This is a genomic window from Arcobacter sp., from assembly GCF_050300555.1.
In the GTDB taxonomy this organism is placed as follows: domain Bacteria; phylum Campylobacterota; class Campylobacteria; order Campylobacterales; family Arcobacteraceae; genus Arcobacter.
The window spans coordinates 68,646-88,197 of the sequence record NZ_JBNKXY010000001.1; the positions used below are offsets into that span (position 1 = coordinate 68,646).

At 27.8% G+C, this 19,552-nt stretch carries 19 protein-coding genes; 3 read left to right on the forward strand and 16 right to left on the reverse strand.

Annotated elements, in window-relative coordinates; genetic code table 11:
• Positions 1-2 precede the first annotated feature (2 nt).
• From ACQY5W_RS00375 to ACQY5W_RS00430, 12 genes are all read right to left on the reverse strand, one after another.
• On the reverse strand, positions 3-671 hold the full coding sequence (locus ACQY5W_RS00375) for a phosphoribosyltransferase (protein WP_428022941.1): 669 nt from the start codon (positions 669-671) through the stop codon (positions 3-5).
• Entirely contained in the window at positions 672-2,768 is a 2,097-nt protein-coding gene (locus ACQY5W_RS00380; protein ID WP_428022942.1) for an LPS-assembly protein LptD, read from the reverse strand.
• Complete coding sequence (locus ACQY5W_RS00385; RefSeq protein WP_428022943.1) at positions 2,761-3,204, reverse strand: RDD family protein; 444 nt, start codon at positions 3,202-3,204, stop codon at positions 2,761-2,763. Before ACQY5W_RS00385 ends, ACQY5W_RS00380 begins: the two co-directional genes overlap by 8 nt.
• 4 nt (positions 3,205-3,208) lie before the next feature.
• On the reverse strand, positions 3,209-4,477 hold the full coding sequence (purD, locus tag ACQY5W_RS00390; RefSeq protein WP_428022944.1) for a phosphoribosylamine--glycine ligase: 1,269 nt from the start codon (positions 4,475-4,477) through the stop codon (positions 3,209-3,211).
• 237 nt (positions 4,478-4,714) lie between these two features.
• A complete protein-coding gene (locus tag ACQY5W_RS00395) occupies positions 4,715-5,347 on the reverse strand; it encodes a uroporphyrinogen-III synthase (RefSeq protein WP_428022945.1) in 633 nt (210 codons plus the stop codon).
• Positions 5,340-6,923, reverse strand: coding sequence for a SulP family inorganic anion transporter (locus tag ACQY5W_RS00400; protein ID WP_428022946.1), 1,584 nt, complete (start codon positions 6,921-6,923; stop codon positions 5,340-5,342). Before ACQY5W_RS00400 ends, ACQY5W_RS00395 begins: the two co-directional genes overlap by 8 nt.
• A gap of 15 nt (positions 6,924-6,938) precedes the next feature.
• Complete coding sequence (gene der / locus ACQY5W_RS00405; protein WP_428022947.1) at positions 6,939-8,384, reverse strand: ribosome biogenesis GTPase Der; 1,446 nt, start codon at positions 8,382-8,384, stop codon at positions 6,939-6,941.
• Between the two features lie 94 nt (positions 8,385-8,478).
• The gene (gene hpf / locus ACQY5W_RS00410; RefSeq protein ID WP_428022948.1) at positions 8,479-9,021 is read right to left on the reverse strand and encodes a ribosome hibernation-promoting factor, HPF/YfiA family; all 543 of its coding nucleotides are present in this window, start codon (positions 9,019-9,021) and stop codon (positions 8,479-8,481) included.
• Positions 9,022-9,113: 92 nt separating this feature from the next.
• The gene (locus tag ACQY5W_RS00415; RefSeq protein ID WP_428023185.1) at positions 9,114-11,264 is read right to left on the reverse strand and encodes a DNA translocase FtsK; all 2,151 of its coding nucleotides are present in this window, start codon (positions 11,262-11,264) and stop codon (positions 9,114-9,116) included.
• A 10-nt stretch (positions 11,265-11,274) separates the two neighbouring features.
• Positions 11,275-12,219 (reverse strand): UDP-3-O-(3-hydroxymyristoyl)glucosamine N-acyltransferase, encoded by a 945-nt coding sequence (lpxD, locus tag ACQY5W_RS00420; RefSeq protein WP_428022949.1) that lies wholly within the window; start codon positions 12,217-12,219, stop codon positions 11,275-11,277.
• A gap of 36 nt (positions 12,220-12,255) precedes the next feature.
• Positions 12,256-12,753, reverse strand: a complete 498-nt coding sequence (ilvN, locus tag ACQY5W_RS00425) for an acetolactate synthase small subunit (RefSeq protein WP_428022950.1) — start codon at positions 12,751-12,753, stop codon at positions 12,256-12,258.
• The gene (locus tag ACQY5W_RS00430) at positions 12,746-14,440 is read right to left on the reverse strand and encodes an acetolactate synthase large subunit (protein ID WP_428022951.1); all 1,695 of its coding nucleotides are present in this window, start codon (positions 14,438-14,440) and stop codon (positions 12,746-12,748) included. The genes ilvN and ACQY5W_RS00430 overlap by 8 nt, the downstream gene beginning before the upstream one ends.
• A 144-nt stretch (positions 14,441-14,584) precedes the next feature.
• On the opposite strand from ACQY5W_RS00430, the gene ACQY5W_RS00435 reads away from it, so the two are divergent.
• Complete coding sequence (locus tag ACQY5W_RS00435; RefSeq protein ID WP_428022952.1) at positions 14,585-15,397, forward strand: hypothetical protein; 813 nt, start codon at positions 14,585-14,587, stop codon at positions 15,395-15,397.
• On the opposite strand, the gene ACQY5W_RS00440 is transcribed toward ACQY5W_RS00435, so the two are convergent.
• From ACQY5W_RS00440 to ACQY5W_RS00450, 3 genes are read right to left on the reverse strand one after another with little or no spacing between them, the layout of a single operon-like run.
• A complete protein-coding gene (locus ACQY5W_RS00440; protein ID WP_428022953.1) occupies positions 15,386-16,300 on the reverse strand; it encodes an exopolyphosphatase in 915 nt (304 codons plus the stop codon). The two genes, ACQY5W_RS00435 and ACQY5W_RS00440, sit on opposite strands and share 12 nt — an antisense overlap.
• The gene (locus tag ACQY5W_RS00445; RefSeq protein ID WP_428022954.1) at positions 16,300-16,857 is read right to left on the reverse strand and encodes a CDP-alcohol phosphatidyltransferase family protein; all 558 of its coding nucleotides are present in this window, start codon (positions 16,855-16,857) and stop codon (positions 16,300-16,302) included. Before ACQY5W_RS00445 ends, ACQY5W_RS00440 begins: the two co-directional genes overlap by 1 nt.
• A 9-nt stretch (positions 16,858-16,866) precedes the next feature.
• Positions 16,867-17,889, reverse strand: coding sequence for a GGDEF domain-containing protein (locus tag ACQY5W_RS00450; RefSeq protein WP_428022955.1), 1,023 nt, complete (start codon positions 17,887-17,889; stop codon positions 16,867-16,869).
• A 180-nt stretch (positions 17,890-18,069) separates the two neighbouring features.
• Here ACQY5W_RS00450 and ACQY5W_RS00455 point away from each other — a divergent pair, with 180 nt between their 5' ends.
• The gene (locus tag ACQY5W_RS00455) at positions 18,070-18,309 is read left to right on the forward strand and encodes a hypothetical protein (RefSeq protein ID WP_428022956.1); all 240 of its coding nucleotides are present in this window, start codon (positions 18,070-18,072) and stop codon (positions 18,307-18,309) included.
• A gap of 6 nt (positions 18,310-18,315) precedes the next feature.
• Entirely contained in the window at positions 18,316-18,747 is a 432-nt protein-coding gene (gene trxC / locus ACQY5W_RS00460; protein ID WP_428022957.1) for a thioredoxin TrxC, read from the forward strand.
• Here trxC and ACQY5W_RS00465 read toward each other — a convergent pair.
• Positions 18,744-19,496, reverse strand: a complete 753-nt coding sequence (locus ACQY5W_RS00465; protein WP_428022958.1) for a tRNA 2-thiocytidine biosynthesis TtcA family protein — start codon at positions 19,494-19,496, stop codon at positions 18,744-18,746. The two genes, trxC and ACQY5W_RS00465, sit on opposite strands and share 4 nt — an antisense overlap.
• Between the last annotated feature and the right edge of the window lie 56 nt (positions 19,497-19,552).

A 19,552-nucleotide genomic window follows, 5' to 3' on the forward strand; every position in this document is an offset into this window, starting at 1 on the left:
AATTATTTATCCTTTATATTTTTAATATCTTCAAATGTTATCTCTTCAAGTTCATTATAATAATAATCAATAGAGATAAAATGATCTAAACTCTTTACATAATACAAATCATCAGCAATAGACTCAATCGTTTGTATACTAGCATTTGGTAGTATAGGAATTGCAACTGAAACTGATTTTGCACCCAAATTTATTGCTGTTTTTATACATGCCATCATTGTAAGACCTGTATTTAAACCCTCATCAACAAGAAGAATATTTTTATCTTTAATATCTTTTATTCTTTCCCCTGACCTAAATTTACTTAATTTATTTAAAATCATACTATCATAAACATATTTTGACTTTGAAAAAATAAAATCTAAACTTAAATCAAAAGATTTAGCTAACTCTTCATGGATAACAACTTCTTCACTCTCTGTTACTATTGCAATCTCACACTCTTCATTATTTGGTGCTACGACTTTTTCAGTAAAAAGTATTTTAAATTGAGCATCTAATTCTTTTGCAATTGCCTTTGCAATAGGATAACCACCATAAGATGAAGCTACAACTATCCAATCTTCTAATTTCATTTTTTCAATTGGTAAAATTTCACATAATTTTTTTGCAGCATCTTCTCTATTTTTAAAATAAATTTTACTACCACTACATTTTAATTCAAAATCCAATTACTTTTCCTCTTTAACCATATATTGTTGTTTAAAACCACCCAAAGGTTTTAAAGTTAATTCTAAGTAAACAATATCTTGTTTAGTAGAATTCGTAGTTGTTGAAGCACTTGGTTTTATCTCTTTAATATATTTTAAATCTAAACTCCAACACTTATCATTAATCCCAAAAATAAAAGCTTGTTTATTCCGCAATTTTTCTTTTAAGTTATAATTTTCTTCATATCTTAAACTATAGTCTTTATAAAAACTAAAACCTGTATTATAACTATACGATTCTAATTCTTCTTTTCCAGAATTTGGAGTATTTTTTGATAAATAATGAGTAGCATTAAAAAAGTAATTTTCAAAATTAAATGAAAAACTTGTAGATGACTCTGTCAATTTTTTATCTAAATTACTATAAATAATTCTATTAGAAATAGTTCCTAAAAAATAATTATATCTAATTTCATTTTCTAAATCACCTAATTCCGTATTATTAAAATCATCATAAATAATAGATTGACTAATCTTATGATTTATTATCTCTTTTAATTCTTCTATATTTGTCCATGCTTGGTTTAGAGAAAAAGTTATAGTTTTGGTTGTCTTTGATAATGGGAAAGCTGATAATTCACTTGAATTTGAATTTAGAGGATAAATATCCCCATCTAATTTAACTACATTTGGAAAAACAAAATCTGTATTAAAATTAATTGTATGAATCCCTGATTCATACTCTTTTACCAAATTACTATTAAATGTAACTTTGTGTCTATTTTCTATAAATTTTGCATTTTTATAAGCACTATTTCCATTAGAATAATTTATTTTTGAAATAGTTAATTCTTCTTGTAAAATTATTTTTAAATAATCATCAAACATTGAAAAACTATATGAAACAGGAACATTAAAATCAGTTTTAACAGCATCAATTCCACTTTGTCTGCTATAATTTGTAGATTGTAAATCTATTGAATATAATAATTTATCTAAAAATAAACTATCAGAAAAAGAGTGTAATTGTACTTGCGGCAACTGCTGAAGTGTACTTTTATTTGAATCTAAATTTGTATCTATATAATGTCTTAAATATGTCCCAAAATAGTAATCACTATCTTTTAAATAATAATTGATCTTTGATTCAACTTTTTTTTCAACACTTGAATTTTTTTGACTAGAATCTCCTAAATTATAATATTCTATATCATTTAACCATTTTATTGATGCAAATAAACCATCATCACTATCATTTCCACTAAAAAGTTTATCTCTTCTATAATCAATATTCCAACCAAAATGCTTATCATTTTCTAAAGAATTTTCTACAACATAGCTATCTTTCTCTTTAAAATAACCTGTTCCAATTTTTAAAATAGAATTATCAGAATCTGCATATCTATAATACGCATACATTCCATATCCCCTATCTAATCTAACTTGTGGAATCAACTCAATGTCATAATTATCAGCAGGTGCAATAAAAATTGGTTGAGAATATAAAAATCCTTCGGAATTTGAAAAACCAACCGTAGGTCTCAAAAGTCCTGTTCTTCTTGTAGTATCAGTTGAGAAACCAAAATAAGGAGTATAAAAAACAGGAACATTTTTTATATAAAGTCTAGTATTATAAGTATTTAACCACTGGTCTTTAGTGTCATAATCTGCACTTGTGAATCTAATATTCCAAGCTGGATTTATACAATCACAACTAGATAAAATAGAATTTTTAAAATGATAAAAATTATTTTGTTTATTTGCATCATTTGAAGTTACCCAAACTTGAGATTTATTATCAAGTAAAAGAATTGGATTTTGGGTTAAACTTTCACTATTTAAATCCATAAAAGCATAATCACTTTGAGTTTGAATAATATTATCTTTTAAAATTACAACATCATCAAATAATTCTAAAGTACTCTTTTCCTTATCATAAATAACTTTTTGAGCAGAAATATAATATTTTGGAGAAAATATTACAACATCACCCTTTGCAATAACAATATTATCTTTACTATTTAAATCATTTGATAATATTTGAATCTTTTCATTTTTTAACTCTTTTGAAAATAGCATACCAACAAATATTGGTAAAATTAATAATATTTTATACATCTATAACCAATGTTTTTGAAATTTTATCGTGAAATGTTTGTCTTCCATCATTAAAAAATGAAAATATAAAACCTATATAAAAAAACATTTCACTTAAGATTCTACCAAAAGATCTTAAAGCTGATTGGAAAAGACTAACTCTATTAAAATTATCATAATCAATAACTCTTACTTTTGCTATTATTTTACCAACAGTTGCACCATAATACCATACAAAAAATGTTTGATAAATAAATTTCAATACCAAAACTTGTAAAACAAATTCATTCATTAAAATTAAAATAGTAGACAAATCACTTTCATTATTTGCAATCGTATCCCAAAAAATAATTAATACTATTAAAGTAATTAATATATCATCAATAATAAATGCTTTTATTCTTGAATTAATTGTAGCTAATTGTAAATTGTCCATATCGGTCTGTTTTTGAATCATAAAACTACTTCAATGCTTGATAAGCAATATCTGTTCTACATTTTTTACCAGCAAAATGAACTTGCCCACATAAGGCATAGGCTCTATCTCTTGCTTGTTTTATAGTTTTACCAAAACCAACACAAACTAAAACTCTTCCACCAGTTGCAAAAAGTTTATCATCTTCTTTTGAAACACCAGCATAAGATATATGTGTATTATTTAAAATATCTTCATCAACAATTTCATCAACTATTATTTCAGCAGGTTCACTTGAACTATATGGGTAGTTTTGGCTTGCCATAACAACACCAACACTAAATTCATCTTTAATTTTAATATCCAATGAATCTAAATCTTTCGTAGCACCCTTATAAAATAGTTCAGAAACTGGTGTTTCAAGTAATGGCATCAAAATTTCACACTCAGGATCACCAAATCTAACATTATATTCTAAAATAATTGGTTCTCCATCAACAACCATTACTCCAATAAAAAGAACACCTTCATAAGGTGCACCTTCTTTTTTCATACCAGCTAAAGTTGGTTTAATAACTCTTTCTTCAACTTTTTTATAAATATCTTCATTTACTAAAGGTGTAGGAGCATAAGCACCCATTCCACCAGTATTTGGACCTGTATCACCATCCCCTATTCTCTTATGATCTTGAGCAGCTGGCAATACCTTATAATTTTCACCATCACAAATGGCAAAAATTGATAATTCATATCCATCTAAAAATTCTTCAACAACCACAGAATTTCCAGCATCTCCAAAAGATTCACCACTAAGCATATCTGAAACTGCTTGTTTTGCCTCATCTTTAGATTGTGCAATAATTACACCCTTTCCTGCACATAAACCATCAGCTTTTACAACAATTGGTGTTTTTTTCATATTATCAATGAAATTATGAGCTTCATTTTCATTACTTGTTTCTATAAATGCTGCTGTTGGAATATTATATTTTTTTAATATATTTTTCATATAAACTTTTGAACCTTCAAGTCTAGCTGCAGCTGCACTTGGCCCAAAAATAGTTAAATTATTTTCTTTAAAAATATCTACAACTCCATCAACTAAAGGAGCTTCTGGTCCTACAATTGTCAAATCTATACTATTATTTTTTGCCCATAAAGCTAATTCTTTATAATCTTTTATATTTATATTAGTACCTAAATTTTCTGTTGCACCATTTCCTGGCATAAAATATATTTTGTGTTTATTCTCTTTATATATAGCTAATCCAATAGAGTACTCTCTACCACCGCTACCAAGTATTAAAATATTCACTATGATTTTCCTTAATAATTGTAAGTTTCCAAGTAGCCGTTAACCATTTAACTGGCCCTAAAAGCCAACACTAGCACATAAGAACTGCATTTTAGGAGCAAAATACTAAAAGTAAATGCTGCACACCATAAAGTTACATTACGCACAAAAAAACAGTATCGGACCCTCAACAATGGAAATCCCGAACTACTTAGATAGTATTATTTTATCTAATTATGATTGAATTAAAGATTAATTTTATTGAAATGTTTTGGCTAGTTCAATACAAGCTTCGATTGATTGTATTGGTGAAATTTTATATTCTATATCTTTTGGCATGTGTTTTGCTGTTGTTTTACCTATAACTACTGCTTTATAACTCTCATTCCAAGTAAATTTTTCAAAAAAACATTTAATACAAGAGGGTGAAGTAAAAATAATAATTGAATTAGATACAGGAAGATTAAAAATATTTTTGTTACAAATAGTTTTATAAACAGCTATCTCTTCTATATTTACATGATTATTACTCAATATCTCAAATAATCGTGAAACACTCTTTTCACCCTTAATATATAACACTTTTTTATTTTTTAACAAAGGAATTAATTCATAAGCGAACTCATCACCATGGGAAAAAGTACCAGTAAAAACGATATTTGAGTTATATTTTTTTAAGATATCTGAAGTTTTTTTTGCTATAGCATAAGAGTCTAATTTTGTCCAAGAATTGCATAACTTATCAATGGCATAAATGGCATTTTTAGAAGTAAAAATCAAAGAATCATATTTTTCTAAATCTATTTTAACATCTAAATATTCTATGTCAAAAACTGGCAAATTTTCAACACCTTCATATTTAATATTTGATAATAAAACTATATTATTCACTTATATTTAATTTCTCTTTTTGAATTTCATTTATTGCTAAGTCCATGTTTTTATATATATTGACACTCTTAAAATGTTCACTATCTTCAACTTTTACAAATCTTCGCCTATCTCTTTCTTTTACAACCAAAGAGACACCTATCTTATAATCTCTCAATAAATTAATTGTTTCTTCTAGTGTAATAATTGCTGAAATATCCAAAAATGGTATATTTCTACAATCAATAATAATATATTTAGCTTTTAAAACTTTTTTAATTCTTTGCTCAAGTAACATTGCACTACCAAAGAAAAAAGCTCCATCAATTTTTAATATTCTAATTTCATAATTATCAATATCTATATCAAAAGGACTATTTTTAAAAGCCCTAATTGTCTGAATTTTTGTTTGCTTAGATATTTTATAAATAGCTGAAATAGCAGCAAATGTTATACCTGCACCAACTGCCATAATTAAGTCCACAAATACTGTAAGAAGTAACACCGTTATCATAATTAGTAAATCATTTTTATGTATAACTTTCATAATTTTAAAAAATCTATAATCTATAATATCAACACCAACTTTTATTAATATACCTGATAAAACTGCTAAAGGAACTTGTGAAGCATATTTTGCAAAAAATACAACAGTTAATAAAAGCATTATAGAATGAGTCATACCAGAAATGTTTGTCACTCCTCCACTTTTAATATTAATAACAGTCCTCATAGTAGCCCCTGCTCCTGGAATCCCTCCAACAAAAGAACATAAAGCATTACCAATTCCTTGTCCTATCAATTCTTTATTTGGTCTATGTTTAGTTTTTGTCATAGAATCTGCAACCAAAGAAGTTAATAAAGTATCAATAGTTCCAAGCAAAGCCAAAGTAACGGCATACATTAAAATATCACTAATTTTTAAAATATCAAAATTAAAAGGCAAAATAAATTCAGGTAAAGAAGTTGGTATTTCGCCTATTACTTTAGTGTCAAAACCATAATAAATAGTAAAAACAGTCATAACAATTAAAGCAATCAAAGCAGAAGGAATAATTTTAGTTACAACTTTAGGAGTAAAAAACATAATTATTAATGTCATATATGCAATTACTAAAGAGTCTTTATTTGCTAAGTGAAGCGTATTTGGAAGCTCTATTAATGTTTGAATTACAGAACCATATCCATCAACACCTAAAAATGAATTAATTTGTAAAACTATAATAATAACACCAATCCCTGACATAAATCCAGAAATAACAGGATAAGGAATAAATCTAATCCATTTTCCAATACCAAAAACACCAAAAGAGATTTGAATTACTCCAGATAAAAATATTACCATCATTACAGATGATAAATCATTTTGGAATGCAACAATTGCAGCAGCAGTAATAACTGTCATAGGACCAGTTGGTCCTGATATTTGAGTTGGCGTTCCACCAAATAAAGCAGCAAAAAATCCTAGTATTATTGCACCATATATTCCTGCTTGTGCCCCAGCACCACTTGCAACACCAAAAGCTAAAGCTAATGGTAATGCAACAACAGCTGCAGTAATACCACCTAAAATGTCATTTTTAATATATTTAAACAAAAAGACTCCTTTGGGCTATTGATTTTCTGTATCTTCCTCTTCTCTTTCACCTTTTTTACGAGCTAAAATATGAATTGGCGTTCCCTCAAAATTTAATTGTTCTCTTAGAACATTTATTAAATATCTTTTATAAGAAAAATGCAATAAATTTGGTTTATTCATAATAAGCGCAATTCTTGGAGGTTTTGTCTCAAACTGAGTTGTATAATATATTCTTAAATAAGCTCCATTTGGGCTTGGTAAGGCATGTCTAATAACAGCATGTTCTATAACTCTATTTAATTCAGAAGTTGAAACTCTTTGATTATAATTTTCATAAATTTCAATCAACTTATCTTTTAATTTATCAATACTTCTTCCTGTTTTTGCTGATACAGCAATAATTGGAGCATAATACAAAAATTTAAACTTTCTTCTCACTGTTTCTTGTATTTTTTGGAATGTATCCATATTTTCATCCCATTTATTTAAAACAATAATAGTACCTAAACCATATTCATCAACAAGACCTGCAATTTTTTCATCTAAATCAACTAATTCAGAAGAAGCATCCAAAACAACCAATGCTAAGTTTGCTTTTTGAAGCATCTCTTTTGTTCTCATTAAAGCATATTTTTCTATACCTTCAATACTTCCTCTTCTTCTAAGACCTGCTGTATCAACAAAAGTAATATTTTTATCTTTATATTCAAAAGATTCATCTACAGGATCAATAGTCGTCCCTGCAATTGGAGAAACAACAGAACGTTCCTGTCCTATTAAGGCATTAAGAATAGATGATTTTCCAACATTAACTCTACCAATAATTGCTACTTTTATATTGTTATCATCAACTTCTTCTTCAATCACTTCATCTTCTAAAGGATATTCACCCTCTTCATATTCAGAATCATCTTCATCTAAGATTTCTCTATTTATAACAATTTCACTCTCAGGTAATTCTGGAAGTACATTATAAATCCAATCAAATAAATCTTTTGTACCTCTATTATGTGAAACTGATATTCCAAAAAGATTTTCATCTTTTATTCCAAATTCAAAAAATTCCCAAAGTCTCTCTTTTTCTTTATCATTATCAATTTTATTTACAACCAAAGCTAACTTTTTACCTAAAGCTTGAAGCTCATAAAATAATTCTTTATCTTTTTCATCAGGAAGCTTTTTACCATCTACCATAAAAAGTATTATATCAGCCTCTTTTGCTGTTTCTATCGCTTTTCTTTTTACTGTTGAAAAAATTGCATCATTGGTTTCATCAATACCACCAGTATCTAACATCAAAGCTTTTTTATCAAATATTTCTACTTCATGTTTTCTAATATCTCTTGTTGTTCCAGCTAAATCCGATACTATTGCGATTCTTTGTTTTGCGATTCTGTTAAATAGAGAACTTTTACCAACATTTGGCTGCCCTACTAACGCTATTTTTTTTAATTCATCTTTGCTATTTATTACTTGCATCTATTTCCTAATTTTCTTCAATTTTGTATTATAACAAAAAAAAGGGCATTAGCCACAAGACTAACACCCTTTTTTAATAATTCGTCAAAAAATTTTAGTATAAACCAAATTTTCCTTCTTCACTTGTTCTATATAAAACTCTCATATTATCATCTTTGTCATAAAAAACTTTGAATACAGCACTTGAACCTTTTAAGTCATTTAATGCCTCTTCAATGTCTATTGGTTTATATGATGATAATCTAACAGGAACAATCTCTGCTTCTAATTTATCTAACTCGTTAGCAATTGCATCTTCAATTTCTGTAGAAACAACTTCTGTAAGCTTAGTAGCTTTATGAGCACTTACTTTATCATGATGTCTTCTTAAAACTTTTGAAACTCTATCAACTGCAATATCAATTGCTGAATATAAATCTTTATCTTTTTGTTTTACAACAATAGTATCTAAATGTGCTACATTTAATGTAAATTCAAAAACGAATACAGGTTTACTATTTCTCTCTTCTTTATCAACAATTGAATTAACTGAAATAATATCTAAGTTATACTTTTTAAAAATTTCCACTGAACTATTTACATAGTCTTTTATCGCATCTGTTAATTCTATGTGTCTTCCTACAATACTTGTATTCATAACATACTCCTTACTCTTAATATAATTAATATAATAACACATTGATTATTAAAATAATAATAAATTCTTATTATTATTTAATAATTACGATATTAAATTAATATATCTCTATTTCCTTTAGCATTAACTTCTGATAAAACACCTGTCATTTCCAACTGTTCAACAATTGTTGCAGCTCTGTTATATCCTATTCTAAGCTTTCTTTGAATATAAGAAATTGAAGTTTTTTTATCTGTCAAAACAACTTCTTTTGCATCTTCGTACAATTCATCTAAAGATGACATATCACCACTTGAAATAGCTGTTCCATTTCCATCTTTATCTTTTACAAAATTCATATCATAATCAACTTCACGTTGAGATTTTAAGAAATCTACAACTTTCTCTATTTCATCTTCTTTTGACCACGGAGCATGAAGCCTAACAAGCCCAGAACTTCCAGGAGGTGTAAATAGCATATCTCCTCGTCCAAGTAAAGATTCAGCACCCATTGCATCTAAGATAATTTTAGAATCAACTTTTTGTCCAACTTTATATGAAATTCTACTAGGTAAGTTTGCTTTTATCAGACCTGTAACAACATCCACAGAAGGTCTTTGAGTAGCAACAATTAAGTGAATACCACTAGCTCTTGCCATTTGTGCAAGTCTAGCAATAGAAAGTTCTACATCTTTACCACTTGTCATCATTAAATCAGCTAACTCATCAATAATTACAACAATAAAAGGTAAAGGTTCAAATCCCTCTTTTTTCGACTTTTCATTATAGTTCTCAATATTTTTTGTTTTTGTTTGAGACATAAGAGTATAACGTCTTTCCATTTCTAAAACCATATTTGATAAGGCTAAAATTGCTTCTTTTGGTTTTGTAATAACTGGAGTTAAAAGATGTGGAATATCATTATAAATAGAAAATTCTAACATCTTTGGGTCTATCATTATAAGCTTTAAATTATCAGGTGAATTTTTATATAACAATGAAAGAATCATTGCATTTAATCCAACTGATTTTCCTGAACCTGTAGTTCCAGCTATTAATAAATGAGGAAGTTTTTTTAAATCTGTAATAAAAGGTTTTCCAACAATATCTTTTCCTAAAATCATTGTTAAGGGAGATGTTGCTTTATTAAATATTTCACTATCAAGTAATTCTTTAATATAAATCACGTGCATATTTTCATTTGGAACTTCAATACCAATTACATCTTTTCCTGGAATTGGCGCTTGTATTCTAATAGTTTCAGCTTTTAATGCCATGGCTAAGTCATCTTGTAAATTCAATACTTTAGATACTTTTACATGAGGTGCTGGCTTAAATTCAAAAGTAGTAACAACAGGTCCTGTATATGTTCTTACAACATCACCTTCAATCTTAAACATCAATAGTTTTTCTAATAAATCAGCAATTTTTTTATCAATTATTTCTTCATTTATTTTAGAACTTGACTCTTTAGGTGGTTTTTGAAAAAAATTACTACTTGGCAATTGAAAATCTTTTGGTTTTTCAGATTCACCTAACTCAATTTCATCTTGTAACTTTTTATTTTCTTCTAATTCATCAACAATAATTGAATGTTTTTCATCGATATTTTCACTATGAAACTCTTCAATCATTTGTTCTTCAACTTTTTTCTCATCTAGTGCTTTATTATCAACTTTAGAGTTACTATCTACTATAAGAATTTCAGCAGTATCACCCACTTCTTTTATGGTTAATCTTTCTTCTCTTCTTTTTTCTCTTTTTGTTTCACTTACTTTAGGTTGAAATAAAACAACATCTTTTTTGATATTTGATGCAATTTTTTGTACATCAACACCTTTAATCTCTTTTCCATCAGAAAATATTAAAAATGTAATTAAAAAACCTATTAAGACCAATAGCCATAATCCTGCAAATCCAACAAATGGGAAAAAAGAATCAACAATACTATTTCCAATCACACCTGAATATATATCTTTTTTTGTAAAGATCAATGATTGTAAAATCAATGAAGATAATAAAAAAACTATTACACCAAAATATTTTAGAAAATCTTTTTTCTCATCTTGTTTAAAATTAATTTTATATAATGGATATAAAATTAAAAAAAGACAAACATAAGATAAATATCCAAAATAAGTATGTGAATAAATTGCAAATATAGAACCTATTTTACCAACTGTTGCTTTATCAGAAACTATAGTTGCATACTCAAAATATACTATTATAAATAGCGATATTAAAGATAATATTTTTTTAACTATTGGAGACCCTTTATTTTAATAATTTTGAAATTTTAGCTTGTAATCTTAGCCAAGTTTTATGTTCCATCAAAGGAAAACCTGCCCATTGTTTTTTAGGCTCAGTTATACTTTTAGTTACTCCACCTCGTGCTGCAATTGTAGTAAATGGTGCAACTTCAAGATGTCCAGCCGTTGCACTTTGTCCACCCATAACAACATATTCATTTAAAGTTGTAGAACCAGATAATCCAACTTGTCCTGTTAAGATACATCCAACTCCAAGTTTACAATTATGTGCAATATGAACTAAATTATCAAGTCTAACTCCATCACTTATAATTGTTGATTTAAAAGCTGCCCTATCTATAGTACAATTAGCACCAATTTCTACATCATTTCCAATTTCTACATTTCCATTTTGATAGATTTTTATATATTTACCCCTATTTTGAGCAAATCCAAAACCATCACATCCTATAACTGTTCCAGAGTGAATTATACAATCATTTCCAATATTACAATCCCTATAAACTACAACATTTGGATAAATAATTGTATTATTTCCTATTTTTACATTATCTCCAATATAAGCACCACTCATAATAGTACAATTGGCACCAATAGTAGAATTTTTACCTAAATTTACATTTGGCATAATAATTGAATTTTCACCTACTATACAATCATCGCCTTCTGTCTCAACAACATTTGGAGCAAAAATTTTAGAAGCAAGGGCAAGTTTTATATATGGCTCATCACAGACAAGTGCAATTGTATTTTTAGGAACTTTTGAAACAAAATCGTCTTTTACTAAAACGGCTGCTGCAGAAGTTTTTTCTAAATCATTTATATATTTTTTATTTTCTAAAAATGTCAATTCATTTGATGTTGAATCAAGTAAAGTACTTAAACCACTTATTTCAATATCACTATCACATTTTATATCTAAAGCAAGAGCTATATCTTTTAATTTCAATAATTATCCTTTAATTCAAACAATAAGAGAAAACTCTTATCTCTCCATTGCAACTACACCACTTTTAACTATTTCAATTGGGTTGTAGTTTTTGATAACTTTTACAAAATTTGCAATTCTACTTGGTTCATCAGTTGCTGATACAACTATACAATCTTGAGTTACATTTTGAATCGAACCATTATATGCACGTGCTAATACATCCACATCACTTAGATTTTGGTCAACAGGGATTTTTATAAGTACTGTCTCTTTTTCAACAACATCAAAATGCTCGTTAACTCTTAATACAGGGATTAATTTATTTAATTGTTTAACAATTTGATCAATTACTCTTCTATCTCCAGTTGTTACAATAGTCATCCTAGAATATTCAGAATCACTTATTGGAGCAACAGTTAAAGAGTCAATATTATAACCACGAGCAGAGAAAAGCCCTACAATTCTTGATAAAACATTGTTTTCATTTAAAACAATAACAGAGATAACTTTTCTAGCATTTTCAGAATCATAGTAGTGATTAAAATTATTCATTGTTATCTCCTAAAAGCATCATTTCATTAAGTGCGTGTCCATTTGGAACCATTGGTAAAACCTCTTCATTTCTATCTACAATAACTTCAATCATTGCAACTACTTTTTTCTCCATTGCATCGTTTAATGCTTCATCAAACTCTTTTTTAGTTGTAACTCTATACCCTATTCCACCAAAAGCTTCAACAAGCTTCACAAAATCAGGCTGTGCACTTAAATCTGTTTCAGATAATCTGTTTTCGTAAAACATAGTTTGCCACTGTCTTACCATTCCTAGATAGTTATTATTTAATATAATATTAATTACTGGCAATTTTTGTTCAACACAAGTCATAAGCTCTTGAATATTCATTAAAATTGAACCATCACCCGTAAAGTTAATAGATACTTTATCAGGTCTTGCTTTTGCAACTCCCATAGCACCTGGTAATCCAAATCCCATTGTTCCTAATCCACCAGATGTGTTCCATTGTCTAGGATATGAAAATGGATAAAATTGTGCAGTCCACATTTGATGTTGTCCAACATCTGTAGAAATTATAGCTTTTTCACCAAGTAATTCACCAACTCTTACAATCGGCCATTGTGGTTTAATTTTTGTATCAGAATCTCTAAAAGCCAACGGATGTTGTGCTCTATAATCTCTCAATAATGCAACCCAATTAGAGTAATCATTAAATTCAAATTCACCAATTGAATCAATCATTCCTTGAACAGTAACTTTTAAATCTCCAACTATTGGGAAATTTGTATGTACAAGTTTTGCAATTGAAGCTGGGTCAATATCCACATGAATTACCTTAGCTTTTTTTGCAAATTCATCAAGTCTTCCTGTTACCCTATCATCAAATCTAGCACCTAAAGAAATCAATAAATCAGCTTCATGGGCTGCCATATTAGCTGCATATTCACCATGCATTCCTAACATTCCTAAAAGTAATGGATTATCATGTCCCATTACTCCTCTTGCCATAAGAGTTTCTACTACTGGGATATTTAATTTCTCTGCTAATTCTCTAATTTCATATGCACAGTTTGATAAAATTGCTCCACCACCAACATATAATAGTGGTTTTTTAGCCTTTGCAATTGCTTGCATAGCTCTTTTTAACTGTTTTTTATTGTAGTTAACTGTTGGTTTATAAGTTGGTATATTAACCTCTGCTGGATATAAATAATCAGCAACTTCAGCTGTAATATCTTTTGGTATATCCACATGTACAGGTCCTGGTCTTCCAGTACTTGCAATGTGAAATGCTTCTTTAATAATTCTTGGTAAATCTTTTATGTTATTAACTAAATAATTATGTTTTGTACAAGGTCTTGAAATACCTACTGCATCAATCTCTTGAAAACCATCTGTACCAATAATTGTAGTAGGAACTTGCCCTGTAATTACAACTAAAGGAATAGAGTCCATATAAGCATCAGCTAATCCTGTAACTGCATTTGTAAATCCAGGTCCAGAAGTAACAATTGCAACTCCTACTCTCCCTGTAGCTTTTGCATACCCTTCTGCAGCATGAATTGCAGCTTGTTCATGTCTAGTTAATATATGTTTAAAATCTGTTTGTTTATAAATTTCATCGTAGACATTCATAATAGCGCCACCAGGGTAACCAAATACAACTTCTACCCCTTCATTTTTTAATGATTCTGTTACCATTTTTGCGCCTGTCATTTTCATTATACATTTCTCCGTTATAAAATAGCTAATTATTCTACAAAAGTTTAGTTTAATTCATCTTTAATTGGAGCTTTTTAAGTAAATTGTTTAATAACAAATTTATAATTTTTCTATTATAATCTAATATAATTTTAGGAGCTTAATGTGGACGTAAATAATCTTAATAGTGTAAGTAATGTTAGCGTAAATAATGTACCAAAACAATATATTGACAAATCAAGATTTGAAGGTTCAGTTGGAGCAATTGATAAAAATAATGATGCTTTAAAAATCTCTATAAATGAAGTTTATAATAAAAGAAGAGATGAATTATCTTTATCTCTAAGAAATCTAAACGAAGGTATTGCAGTAACACAAATCTCAATGAATTCCCTTTCTAAACAACAAGAAAATCTCAAAAATATAGGAACCTCTTTGATTAAATTAGGAAACAGTGGTGATTTTGAAAATAAAAGGTTTGAAACTGCACAAGAAATCTCTGATCAACTAAATGATTACAACAAAATTGCAGATAATGCTAGATATAACAAAAAACTACTTTTAGATGACCAATACAATACAGAAATAATAAATGTAGTTACATCTAACAAAAATTATCAAATTACTGGTGTAAATACAAAAGAAATCTCTCAAAATTTAGTTAATAGTTTACAATCAAATAGCTTATCTTCTTCTGGAGAAGTAAACAGTGCATTAGAAAGTTTAGATAACGCTTTAAACAAAAGTTTATCTTTTTCTGAAAATTTTACACAAATGAATACAGAGATGAAGCAACTTGCTAGAGGAACACTAAATGAACAAATCAATTTGTTAAAAGAGAATACTAAACTAAAAAATATAGACTTTGGTTCTGATTTTAGTAACTTTTCAAAAACAAATATTATGGCTCAATTAGGCAATTTAGCAGCATCTCAAGCACATATTATTCAAGAGCAAACCTCGAAATTAATTAGTTAATTTCAAGGCATAATCTATAGCTACACCCTCTCTTAATCCATCATCAAAAACTATTGATTTATTTTTTCTAAGAACTTCATAAAATGTTTTGTAAATAAGCACTCCTGACTCAATGAAATCAGTTCTTCCTGGTCCCACAAAATCAAAAAGCTCTTTACCTGATAAGCTTTTTAGTTTATTTAAAAAATGTTCTATTTCATTTAACTTTAACTCTGTACCATTTACAATATTTCTATCATATGACATAAAATTTAGTCCAAGTTTAACCGCAGCAATTGTTGTTGGTGTGCCAGCTGTTGCCACAAAAACAAAGTTTTTTAAATCAATATTTAAACTATCTAAAAATATTAATATATCTTTTTCTCTTCTTTGTAACTCACTAATCAAATCATCACTATTCTTATATTTTTGAGAAAGAGTTACAATACCTATATCAAAACTTTTCGCAAAGTAGTCATTCCCATTATTGATAATCAATTCAGTTGAACCACCACCAATATCAATTAAAATAAAATGTTCAGATTCTTTTTTCTCTCTTTTTAAAGCATATTTTATTGCAAGAAGCGTTAATCTTGCTTCTTCATTTCCGTCAATTATTTTAAAATCTAAACCACATTCTTTTTTAAATCTTCTTAATACTTCATTGGAATTTTCAGCCATTCTCATTGCTGCTGTAGTTACACAAATGGCATCTTTAGGATTATATTTGAGCTTTTCTATTGATCTTTTAACAGCATCAATCACTCTATTTTGTGCGGCAATTGAGATTTGCTTGGTATCTATAAGCCCATCAGCCATACCAACAACTTCTTGATATTCATCTATTATTTTATGATTTAGACCATCATAAAGTAAGGTTCTAAATGAGTTAGAACCTAAATCAATTGAGACAATGTTTTTCATTAAGGGTGAGGAATTTTAACTTTTGAATTAAGTAAAAAACCTATTATTACCATAGATATTAAAACTATAGTTTCAGGTAATATTCCTGTTAACCAAACAAGATATACAACAAAAAGCAAAATTGCACCAAGGGGAGTAGGAACACCAGTAAAATACTTTTCTACTTCTCCTTCTTGTGCATTTATATTAAAAGTAATCAATCTTCTTAAACCAGAAATTATGTAATAAATAAAAGTAAATATTACCGCAAAAGTATTTAATTCTAACTCTTTGCCATCAATTATTGCAAAATAAATAAACATACTTGGGACAACAACAAAAGATAAAAAATCTGCATAAGAATCTAATTGAATACCAAACTCAGTAGATAAATTATATTTTCTAGCAATTTTTCCATCAACTATATCAAAAGCTCCTGCAATCCATGCAAAAAGTGCTGCACCAAAAAACTCACCATGTGTAATAAAATATATTGCTAAAATACCAGCACTTATATTCATAAATGTAGCTAAATTAGCTAAATTGAAATGATTATGTTTATTAAATAAGAAATTCAAACTTTTCCTTTAAATTGTATATTGGTTTCTTCCATTTTGTTTTGATTTGTATAAATTCTCATCAGCCATCTTATATAATCTATTTGGAGATATATTAGAACCTGGTTCATAAATAACTGCACCAATTGATATGGTTACAAAATCATTTGCTTTACTTGATTTATGTTCAATTCTTAAATATTCAATTATCTTATTAATTGCTTTTAAACAGTTTTCTAAAATCTCTTGGTCAACATCAAATAATATCGCACCAAATTCTTCTCCACCTAATCTAAACACATATTCATATTCTTTGTTAAAATATTTCTTTAACTCAGTTGCTACAGCTTTCAATGTCATATCACCCATATCATGACCATAGGTATCATTGTACTGTTTAAAGAAATCTATATCAAACATTATAAAAGCTGTTTCCCATTTATTTGCATTTGAAACAGCTGGAATACTATCAAATATGGTATCAAAGTATCCTCTATTATAAAGCATAGTCATAGAATCAGTTATGGATTCAATTTTATATTTTTTATTCAATATAGTTAAATGGTTATCTTTTTTGATAATACTATATGTTAAATAAATAAATATGGCAAAAGAGAAAATTACTAGGGCAATTATATTATAAAAAAGTAGTTTTTTCATCTCTTCATATCTATTTAAAAAATCTACCCTTTGATTTTTTGCATTTTTAACTTCATACTCTATCAAAAAATTTATTTTTTGAATCATAATTGTATATTTCATACTATTTTTATCCATAAATGAAACTTGAATATCTTCATTTACCGAATTTACAACTTTTCTTTCTTGATTAGTTTTATACCCTTTAAAATAGTCATTCCAATTTTTTTCAATAACTTTTTGACTTTTTTTAATAGAACAAAGTTTTTCTTTATTTTGTAAGCATATTATCATATCTTTATAGCTAGAAGATATGTTTTGTAGATTTGTAACAGGAACGAAATTCCCAAAGTATATTTTATCAATATGTTTTTTAAGGTTTTCAATTTGAGAATTGAATATAAAACTAGCCATTGTTAGCATCATTATTATAGTAATTAACAATAATACCAATTTAAAACTAACTGAATCAAAAATACGTTTTTTCATTCTTTGAATTATATAAAAATTATGATTAAACCAAGTAAAAACCTTAACTTGCTTTTTGATATGAATTTTAGTTAAAATATTAAATATACTTCAAAAGGAGTAATTATGCAAATTAATAGTAATTTAAATGCGATGAGATTAGAAGAAATCAAGTTAAATGATTCAGCTAAAAATATTGCAAATCCTAAAAATTATATAAATGAACCTCAATCACAAGAAGTTACACAAGATCTTATTGATTCAATAACTGCACAAATACCTATCCCTATTGCATATGAAGCAAATGGAACTAGCGTAAAAGTACAAGATGAAATCTTTGCATCATTAATTAATATTAAGGCCTAAATAAAAATGGATAAAATAAAAGTTGTCTGTTCTTCTTGTAATAGTGTAAATTCTATACCTAAAAAAGAGTCTTACAAGGTTGCTAATTGTGGTAGTTGTAAAGAATCATTGCTAAATACTAAGCCAGTTGATTTAAATGATTCAAATTTTGATATTCAAGTAGTAAATTCTGATATTCCAGTTCTTGTAGATTTTTGGGCTCCTTGGTGTGGTCCTTGTAAAATGTTTGCTCCTATTTTTAATGAAGCTAGTTCAAAATATCCATTAAAAGTAAAATTTGCAAAAGTAAATACTGAAGAGGAACAAAACTTAGGTGCTAAGTATCAAATACGTTCAATCCCTACTTTAATTGTTTATAAAGCAGGAGTTGAAGTAGAAAGAGTATCAGGGGCATTAGATCCCATAAAACTTGGGATGCTAATTAACAAATATATTTAATCCAATAACTCTTTGTCAAAGAATGTTGAAGTTTGAATATTTTTAAATGCTGCTTTCATAGATACAAACATTTGAGGATTTTCTTCTTCCATTTTTTCTAATAACTCTTTTGTTGCAGCTCTTGCATGTGGCATTTTAACATCAAATCTCATAGCAGGACAAGCTTCATCCCCTATTACACTTATTTCATTTGTTTTAGCAAAAGCTCTTAATTGTCTTTCTCTACAAAAAATAAGTGGTCTAATTACCTCTAAACCATTTTCAGCTTTATATCTTGGAGGCATAGAACGTAGTGCACCATTGTATAAAAAGTTCATAAAAAATGATTCCATAGCATCATCTAAGTGATGACCTAAGGCTAATTTATTGTATCCTTGTTCTTGAGCAGTTGAGTATAAGTACCCTCTTCTCATTCTAGAGAAAAATGAACAAAAAGATGAATTTTTTCTGATTTTTTCTTTTGATAATTCAAAAATTTCAGTATCAACTATTTCGTGTTCGATTCCATGTTCAGCACAATGTTTTGCCAAAAATTCAACTTGCTCACCCATTCCGTATGTAACAGTAACTGCTTTAAATTCAAAATTAAAAGGTGTAACTTTTTTTAAGTGGTTTAAAGCATGAATCAAAGTTGTAGAGTCTTTACCACCTGAAAATCCAACAAGTACTCTATCACCCTCTTTTATTAAACCATACTCTGCGTTTGTTCTTCCAACTACACTAGAAATTTTTTTACTTAATTCAACCAATTTATATTATCCTAAAACTTTTTTCGCGATTGTATCATAATTTACATTGATATCTA

Coding starts and splice junctions, on each gene's coding strand:
- hpf (WP_428022948.1), bottom strand. CDS start 9,021: ATGAATACAAGTATTGTAGGAAGACACATAGAATTAACAGATGCGATA.
- ACQY5W_RS00385 (WP_428022943.1), bottom strand. CDS start 3,204: ATGATTCAAAAACAGACCGATATGGACAATTTACAATTAGCTACAATT.
- ACQY5W_RS00380 (WP_428022942.1), bottom strand. CDS start 2,768: ATGTATAAAATATTATTAATTTTACCAATATTTGTTGGTATGCTATTT.
- der (WP_428022947.1), bottom strand. CDS start 8,384: ATGCAAGTAATAAATAGCAAAGATGAATTAAAAAAAATAGCGTTAGTA.
- ACQY5W_RS00450 (WP_428022955.1), bottom strand. CDS start 17,889: ATGGCTAGTTTTATATTCAATTCTCAAATTGAAAACCTTAAAAAACAT.
- ilvN (WP_428022950.1), bottom strand. CDS start 12,753: ATGAATAATTTTAATCACTACTATGATTCTGAAAATGCTAGAAAAGTT.
- ACQY5W_RS00430 (WP_428022951.1), bottom strand. CDS start 14,440: ATGAAAATGACAGGCGCAAAAATGGTAACAGAATCATTAAAAAATGAA.
- ACQY5W_RS00440 (WP_428022953.1), bottom strand. CDS start 16,300: ATGAAAAACATTGTCTCAATTGATTTAGGTTCTAACTCATTTAGAACC.
- ACQY5W_RS00455 (WP_428022956.1), top strand. CDS start 18,070: ATGCAAATTAATAGTAATTTAAATGCGATGAGATTAGAAGAAATCAAG.
- trxC (WP_428022957.1), top strand. CDS start 18,316: ATGGATAAAATAAAAGTTGTCTGTTCTTCTTGTAATAGTGTAAATTCT.